At 72.5% G+C, this 618-nt stretch carries 1 protein-coding gene; it reads left to right on the top strand.

Features of this window, described 5'->3' with window-relative positions; translation table 11 throughout:
- Window positions 1-618 (top strand): protein-tyrosine phosphatase family protein (locus FVW20_RS18165; RefSeq protein ID WP_196610684.1); only part of this gene is annotated, 618 nt, incomplete at both ends.

Below are 618 nucleotides of genomic sequence, written 5' to 3'. Positions count from 1 at the left end.
CCGCGCGGGGGGTGGCGGCCTTCCTGCGCGATGCCCTGACCACCCAGGCCCCGACCGGCCATCCCGCGTTTCCCGTCACCTGGGTCACCCCGCACATCGCCGCCGGTCCCGCGCCGGTGACGCGCCAGCACCTCGACGCCCTGCGCGAACAGGGCATCCAGGCCATCCTGAACCTGTGCGAGGAACTGTGCGTGCTGGCCGACCTGGAGCAGGAACAGGGCTTCGACGTGTTCTACCTGCCCATAGAGGACGAGCACGCCCCGGACGAGGCGGCCCTGGAACAGGCCCTGGACTGGCTGGACGAGGCCGTGTACCTGGGCCGCCGGGTGTACATCCACTGCCGTTACGGCATCGGTCGCACCGGCACGGTGCTGAACGCCTACCTGCTGCGCCGGGGACTGGGCCAGCGCCGCACCGAACGGCTGATGCGCCGCCTGCGCTCCAAGCCCGCCAACTACCGCCAGTGGAGCGCCCTGCGCCGCTACGGACGCCGCAACCGCGCCCTGACCCTGCGCGAACCCGCGCCAGAACCCGCCCGCCACGATGATCTTCTGCCCGTGCTGGCCGAATACGAGGCCCTGGCCGCCCGGCTGGACGCCACCCTGCGCGCCATGCCCC

Source organism: Nitratidesulfovibrio oxamicus (assembly GCF_015731765.1).
In the GTDB taxonomy this organism is placed as follows: Bacteria; Desulfobacterota; Desulfovibrionia; order Desulfovibrionales; family Desulfovibrionaceae; genus Cupidesulfovibrio; species Cupidesulfovibrio oxamicus.
This window is presented reverse-complemented; position numbering and strand designations above follow the sequence as displayed.